At 64.9% G+C, this 6,713-nt stretch carries 5 protein-coding genes; 1 reads left to right on the top strand and 4 read right to left on the bottom strand.

The features are described 5' to 3' along the window. The coding region (locus B8784_RS01050) for a MutS N-terminal domain-containing protein (protein WP_456077612.1) at positions 1 to 745 on the bottom strand (745 nt) is incomplete at its 3' end. A gap of 146 nt (positions 746 to 891) precedes the next feature. On the opposite strand from B8784_RS01050, the gene B8784_RS01045 reads away from it, so the two are divergent. Next, the gene (locus B8784_RS01045; protein ID WP_084395770.1) at positions 892 to 3,180 is read left to right on the top strand and encodes an NADP-dependent malic enzyme; all 2,289 of its coding nucleotides are present in this window, start codon (positions 892 to 894) and stop codon (positions 3,178 to 3,180) included. 39 nt (positions 3,181 to 3,219) lie between these two features. Here the strand turns inward: B8784_RS01045 and B8784_RS01040 are convergent, their stop codons facing one another. From B8784_RS01040 to B8784_RS01030, 3 genes are read right to left on the bottom strand one after another with little or no spacing between them, the layout of a single operon-like run. Next, on the bottom strand, positions 3,220 to 5,013 hold the full coding sequence (locus B8784_RS01040) for an AmpG family muropeptide MFS transporter (protein ID WP_084395769.1): 1,794 nt from the start codon (positions 5,011 to 5,013) through the stop codon (positions 3,220 to 3,222). Further along, entirely contained in the window at positions 5,010 to 6,491 is a 1,482-nt protein-coding gene (locus B8784_RS01035; RefSeq protein WP_084395768.1) for an ATP-binding protein, read from the bottom strand. The genes B8784_RS01040 and B8784_RS01035 overlap by 4 nt, the downstream gene beginning before the upstream one ends. Positions 6,492 to 6,540: 49 nt before the next feature. After that, positions 6,541 to 6,711, bottom strand: a complete 171-nt coding sequence (locus tag B8784_RS01030) for a magnesium chelatase subunit ChlI family protein (RefSeq protein ID WP_407646449.1) — start codon at positions 6,709 to 6,711, stop codon at positions 6,541 to 6,543. Positions 6,712 to 6,713 lie beyond the last annotated feature (2 nt).

Raw genomic sequence — 6,713 nt, 5'->3', positions numbered from 1 at the left:
CGAGTTCCGCCTTGGTAAAGCTGCCAAAAGCATCGAGCGCGGCGACCTTGTAGACCGCCTTCAGCGCCTTTTCCCCCGCATTGGCAGAGGCCGCGCGTTTCGGACGCCGCGTGATCGGTGTGCGGAAGGCCGCCAGCGCCTGGCGCACCAGCGGGCGGGCCTCGTCTTCTTCGGTGACCAGCAGCTCGCTCATCGGCAGGGCCGAGAGCCGTTCGCCGATGGCTTCGGGCGCCAGTGGGCGGATCTCGAAGGCCCCGGTGGAGACGTCGCAGGCGGCCATCGCCGCATCCGCCCCGCCGCCTGAAAAGGCGATGGCGACGAGCGCCTGGCCCTGCCGGGCGGGCAGGATCGTGTCTTCGGTGATCGTGCCGGGCGTGACGATGCGCACGACGTCGCGGCTGACAATCGACTTGGAGCCGCGCTTCTTGGCTTCCGCCGGGCTTTCGGTCTGTTCGCAGACGGCGACGCGTTCGCCGGCCTTGATGAGCCGGGCGAGATAGGCCTCGGAGGCATGATAGGGCACACCGGCCATGGGGATCGGCTCGCCCTTGTGTTCGCCCCGCGCGGTAAGGGTGATGTCGAGGATTTCCGAGGCGCGCACGGCGTCCTCGAAGAAGAGTTCGTAGAAGTCGCCCATACGGAAAAAGAGCAGGGCATCCTCGTGCCTCGCCTTGATCTCGAGATACTGCGCCATGAAGGGCGTCGGGGCCTTGTCGGGCTGGGTCATGGTCTGCGTGTCCGGCATGGCGTCATGATTAAGGGATTCGCATAGCTGTGCTGCAATGGAAATAAGCAGGCGGAAGCGGGTTGTCGCCCCACACGGAGCGGCTTAGAGGTGGCCCGAAGTCCAAAGCAAAAAATAATCTGAAAATATCCTGAAGGCTCACCGCAATGACGTCCAAGCGCCCGACATTCACCGACAAGGAAGCGCTCGAATTCCACAGCCATCCCCAGCCCGGCAAGCTGTCGGTTACCCCGACCAAGCCGATGGCGACCCAGCGCGACCTGTCGCTGGCCTATAGCCCCGGCGTGGCCATCCCGGTCAAGGCCATTGCTGAAAACGAGGATCTCGCCTTCGAGTATACCTCGAAGGGCAATATGGTCGCCGTGATCTCGAACGGCACCGCCATTCTCGGCCTCGGCAATCTCGGCGCCATGGCGTCGAAGCCGGTCATGGAAGGCAAGTCGGTCCTGTTCAAGCGCTTTGCCGATGTCGACTCCATCGATATCGAGGTGATGTCGACCGATACCGAAGAGATCATCAACACGGTGCGCAATATCGGCCCGACCTTCGGCGGCATCAATCTGGAAGACATCGCCTCGCCGGAATGTTTCATCATCGAAAGCCGGCTGCGCGAAGAACTCGACATTCCGGTCTTCCATGACGACCAGCACGGCACGGCCATCATTGCCGCGGCCGGCCTGATCAATGCCTGCCACATCACGGGCCGCAATCTGGAAGACGTGAAGGTCGCCATTTCGGGCGCCGGCGCGGCCGGGCTGTCCTGTGCGGGCCTGATCCGCCATCTCGGCGTGAAGGCCGAGAACATCCTGATGTGCGACTCCTCGGGTGTCGTCTATGAGGGCCGCTCGGAAAAGATGGACCAGTTCAAGTCCGCCTTTGCGGTCAAGACCGAGAAGCGCACGCTGGCCGAAGCCATGGACGGCGCGGACGTCTTCCTCGGCCTGTCGGTGAAGGGCGCGGTCAATCAGGACATGGTCTCGAAGATGGCGAAGAATCCGATCATCTTCGCCATGGCCAATCCCGACCCGGAGATCACGCCGGAAGACATCAAGCAGGTGCGCGACGACGCGATCATCGCGACGGGGCGGTCGGACTATCCCAACCAGGTCAACAATGTCCTCGGCTTCCCCTACATCTTCCGCGGCGCGCTGGATGTGCGGGCCCGCTCGATCAATGAAGAGATGAAGGTCGCCGCCGCCCAGGCGCTCGCCGAACTGGCGCGTGAAGACGTGCCCGACGAAGTGGCCGCCGCCTATCACGGCTCGCGCCCGCAATTCGGCCGCGACTATATCATCCCGACCCCGTTCGACCCGCGCCTGATCAGCTTCATTCCGCCCTTCGTGGCGCAGGCGGCGATGGATACCGGTGTGGCGCGTACGCCCATTCCGGACATGGACGAATACCGCCGCATGCTGGCGCGCCGGCTCGACCCGACGGCGTCCTTCCTTCAGGGCGTTCAGGCGGCCGTGCGCGAGAAGAGTGCGCGGATCGTGTTTGCCGAAGGCGAGGAGCCGTCGGTTGTCCGCGCGGCCTATTCCTTCAAGAATCAGGGGCTCGGCCATCCGATCCTGATCGGCCGCGAAGAGCAGGTCACCCGCGCCATGCACCAGATGGGCGTGCCGGAAGGCTCGCTCGACATCATCAATGCGCGCCTGTCGGACCGCAATCCGGAATATACCGACTATCTCTATGACCGGCTCAACCGGCAGGGCTATCTGCGCCGCGACGTGCAGCGCCTCGTCAACCAGGACCGAAACGTGTTCGGCTCCTGCATGCTGAAATTCGGCGATGCCGACGGCATGGTGACCGGTGTGACGCGGAATTACGACGTCGCCCTGAAGGACGTGCAGACCGTGCTCAACCCGATCGACGACAAGCAGGTCATCGGCATGTCCATGGTGATCAACCAGGGCAAGACGATCTTCATCGCCGATACCTCGATCACCGAACTGCCGCTGGCCGAAGACCTCGTCTCGATTGCCGAGGAAGCCGCGAGCGCGGTCAACAGTCTTGGCTTCACGCCGCGCGTGGCCTTTGTCTCCTATTCCACCTTCGGCAATCCGATGGGCGAGCGCATGGAGAAAGTGCGCGAGGCGGTCGCCATGCTCGATGCGCGCGACGATATCGACTTCGAATATGAAGGCGACATCTCCGTCGATGTGGCGATGAACCCTGGCCACAAGCTGATGTACCCGTTCTCGCGCCTGACGGATGCGGCGAACGTGCTGGTCATGCCGGCCATTCATTCCGCCGCCATCGCGACCAAGCTGCTCACCTCGATGAGCCGTGCGACGGTGCTCGGGCCGATCCTGCTCGGCTTCGAGAAGCCGGTTCAGATCGCCTCGCTTGGCGCCACGGTTTCGGACATCGTCAATCTGGCGACCTTCGCCGCCTTCGACATCGACAAGCTGGTCCATAACCGGCCGGGCGAGTAGGGCGCCAGCGCCCGGTCAGCCGGCCGGGTGCGTGGAGGCTCAGGCCTTGCCCTCGGCAACGACCGGGGGCGGGGCATTGTCGAAGACCGACTCCCGGTCCGGCTTCATGCGGTGGGCAAACCAGGACAGGATGATGGCCGGTACGCCGAGAGCGCCCGCAAACAGGAAGAATTGCGAGTAGCCGGCAACCGTCGCCTCGGTGTCCACACCGCCGCTGAAGAACTCCACCATGACGCCGGACGTCCCCGCGACGAGCTTCGGCCCCAGCGAGTAGATCGAGCTGAAGATCGCATACTGCGTACCGGCGAAGGATTTCGCGACCATGGTGGACATGAAGGCGACAAAGACCGTGCCGGCATAGCCGCCGGCAATATTGTCCGCCGTCACCGCCAGGAAGAGCGGCAGGAGCGACTCCGAAGACTGGTTGACCAGCCAGGCAAAGGTGAGATTGCCGAGCACCGAGACGACCGCCCCGATGACGAGCGTGTTGCGCAGGCCGAATTTGAGCGCTGACAGCCCGGCGAGCGCGACGCCCACAAAGATGATCCACGGCCCGTAAGTGCCGCTGACAATGCCGATGGCTTCGGCGTCATAGCCCATATGCGTGTAGGCGGGTTTCGCCATGATGCCCATGACGATGTCGCTCAAGCGGTAGGCCGAGACGAAGAGCAGGATGAGCAGCGCGATCCAGCCATGGCGCCAGAAGAAGTCGATGAAGGGCGCGAAGGTCGGGTTTCTCATCACCGGCGCATCCGCTTTCAGGCGGCGGATGAAGGGGATGGAGATGGCGCAGGCGAGGATCGGGGCGGCGGCAATATAGATCGCCGTCTTCGCGACATCCCCCTTCGACATCTCGATGCCGAGCAGGCCGAAAAGCTTCGGCAGGGCAAAACCGAGCAGCGCGGCAAAGACGGCGACGCCGAGGAAGACCGCCACCGCGAAGCCGAGGCCGAGGATAAGCCCGCGGAATGAAAACTCGGAGCCTTCCGGGCGGTCGCGCAGGGCCAGGGTGACGGCGATGACAAAGCCGACGGCACCGATGGCGGTGACGCCGTAGAAGAGCCAGGAGAGCGCCCTCAGCAGGACGGCCCAGAGCGCGCCCGCCTCGAAGATGCCGGCAAAGGCGCCGAAGGCGGCCGCCAGACCGACGGCGAGCAGGATGATGCCCGCGGCCGCGGCGGCCTGGATGCCGAAGCGGCGGTCCCAGATGGCGAACACCAGCGCGCCGAGTCCCATTGTCGCGGCCATGGCCCAGTAGGCGACGGGGAAGTTCGCGACCCCGGCAATGACCAGGGCCACGCCGCCCGAGAGGACCATGCCGACCTTGTAGCCATACTGGTAGGCGGCCGCGAGGGTGGCCTGCTCGTCATCATTGGCGGCCGCCTCGATGCGCCAGGCATCGATGCCGATGTCCTGCGTGGCCGAGCTGAAGGCGATCAGGAAGGAGAAGAGCGCGGTGGCGCCGAGGCTGGCGGCAGGATTGGTGAAGCCGAGCCCCACCATGGCGAGTGCCACCCCGATCTGCGCGACAAAGATCCAGGCGCGCCGGCGCCCGAAAATCTTCGCCAGGCCCGGCGGGTTGAACCGGTCGACCAGCGGCGCCCAGACGAATTTGAACGAGTAGGCGAGCCCGAACCAGGAGAAGAAGCCGATCAGGGCTTCGTCGATCTCGTTTTCCTTCAGCCACACCGATAGCGTCGAGAAATAGAGCAGGAAGGGCAGGCCGGCGGTAAAGCCGAGGACCAGCATCATGGCCATTTTCGGCTTGGCGAATTCCTTCAGCGTCTCGCCGAAGCTGCGCTGGCGGCTGTCTGGCTCGGTGGCACTGGTCATACAGCGCCTGACTGTTTGGCCGTCCAGTTGGTGGCCAGCCGGCGCAGCGCATCGGCGTCAAGCGGCTTGCCGGCGACCCCGCTGGCCCCGGCGGTGCGGGCGCGGCGTTCGATATCCGGGTTGATTTCGGCGGAAATGGCGATGATGGGCATCTCCATGCCGGCGCGGCGCAGAGCTTTCATCGCGTCGTATCCATCCATGATCGGCATGCGCAAATCCATGAAGACAAGGTCTGGCGAGACGCTCTCACAAAGGTCGATCGCTTCCCGGCCGGTTGAGGCTACACTGACGGAGAAACCGGCCGATTCCAAGGCACGCCTTGCAATCAGCGTGTTGACCGGATTGTCGTCGGCGATGACGACGCGCCCGCCGGCGCTCTCTTCGGTGGCCTCTTCCGGCGCGCTGCGCCCGCGCGCGGCGAGCTCGGTGCGCTCAAGCAGGGAAGAATAGCGCAGCGGCCGGACCAGCCAGCCGGCTGCGCCCATATCGTGAAACCGGCTCATCAGGCCGCGGTCGCCGGGGCGCATGACGACCAGGGTCGGCCCCGCCTTGACCAGCGCGCGCAGCGAGCGTTCCGAAAGCTCGGCGGCGGCAATGATCACATCCGGATGGGCGCGGCGGGCCTGCTGGGCATTGTCGGCAATCGAGACGTGGGCACCGGCATGGGCGAGGATGCCCCAGGCCGACAGGGCCGTCGCGTTTGGCAGGCCGGCAAAGACGACACGCATGGGTGTTTTAAGCCGGCGCGTTTCGGCGGGTGACGGCTCAAGCGCCTCGACCGGGATGGTGGCGATGAAACAGGCCCCGTGGCCGGGTTCGCTCGTCAGGCTGATCGAGCCGCCCAGCCCCTCGGCCAGCCGGCGGACAATGGCGAGGCCGAGACCGACGCCGCCATCCTTCTGGCTGTCGCCGGACGAGGTCTGGCGGAAGGCTTCGAAGAGGCGCTGCTGGTCGCCGGCCCCGATGCCCGGGCCGGTATCGATGACGTGAAAGACGAGCGCCCCGTCGCTGTAGTGAATATCGACCAGGACGCCGCCCTGCTCGGTGAACTTGATGGCGTTGCCGACCAGGTTGAACAGGATCTGGCGGATCTTTCCTGCATCGGCGACGGCATGGAGGGGGACTTCCGGGCGGACCAGGACACCAAGGTCTATGCCAGCGCTGTGGGCGCGCGGCGACAGCAGTTCGGTGACCTCGCGGGCGAGGCCGGCGACGCGGAACTGTTCGGGTTCGAGCTCGAGGGTGCCGGTGTCCAGACGCGCGAAGTCGAGCACATTGTTGAGCAGGTCGAGCAGGCGCGAGCCGGACAGGCGGATGGCTTCGACATATTCCTTCTGGGCTGGATCGAGATCGGTTTCCAGCAGTAGGGAGACGGTGCCCAGAATGCCGTTGAGCGGGGTGCGGATCTCGTGGCTGGTCGCGGCGAGAAAGGCCTGTTCGGGCGTCAGATTGCCGTTTTCGTCGGGCGTGTCGGTCATGACAGCCAGTCCTGACAGAAAAGGCTGATCAATCGCTTAACCGCCGGGCCTATTGCGCGAGCGATCCGGAGGTGGCGTTTGCGGGTGGTTTTTCATCCGGCAGCCGGCGGCGATAGCTGAGCGCTTCGGCGACATGGACACGGTGGACCGCATCGCTGCCATCGAGGTCGGCAATGGTGCGCGCGACCTTGAGCACGCGGTGATAGGCCCGCGCCGACAAGG

The organism is Henriciella aquimarina (assembly GCF_002088975.1).
GTDB classification, from domain to species: Bacteria; Pseudomonadota; Alphaproteobacteria; order Caulobacterales; family Hyphomonadaceae; genus Henriciella; species Henriciella aquimarina.
This window is presented reverse-complemented; position numbering and strand designations above follow the sequence as displayed.

Bases quoted from the DNA above. Each gene is read 5' to 3' on its own strand.
- B8784_RS01040 (WP_084395769.1), bottom strand. From the start codon at position 5,013: ATGACCAGTGCCACCGAGCCAGACAGCCGCCAGCGCAGCTTCGGCGAG.
- B8784_RS01035 (WP_084395768.1), bottom strand. From the start codon at position 6,491: ATGACCGACACGCCCGACGAAAACGGCAATCTGACGCCCGAACAGGCC.
- B8784_RS01045 (WP_084395770.1), top strand. From the start codon at position 892: ATGACGTCCAAGCGCCCGACATTCACCGACAAGGAAGCGCTCGAATTC.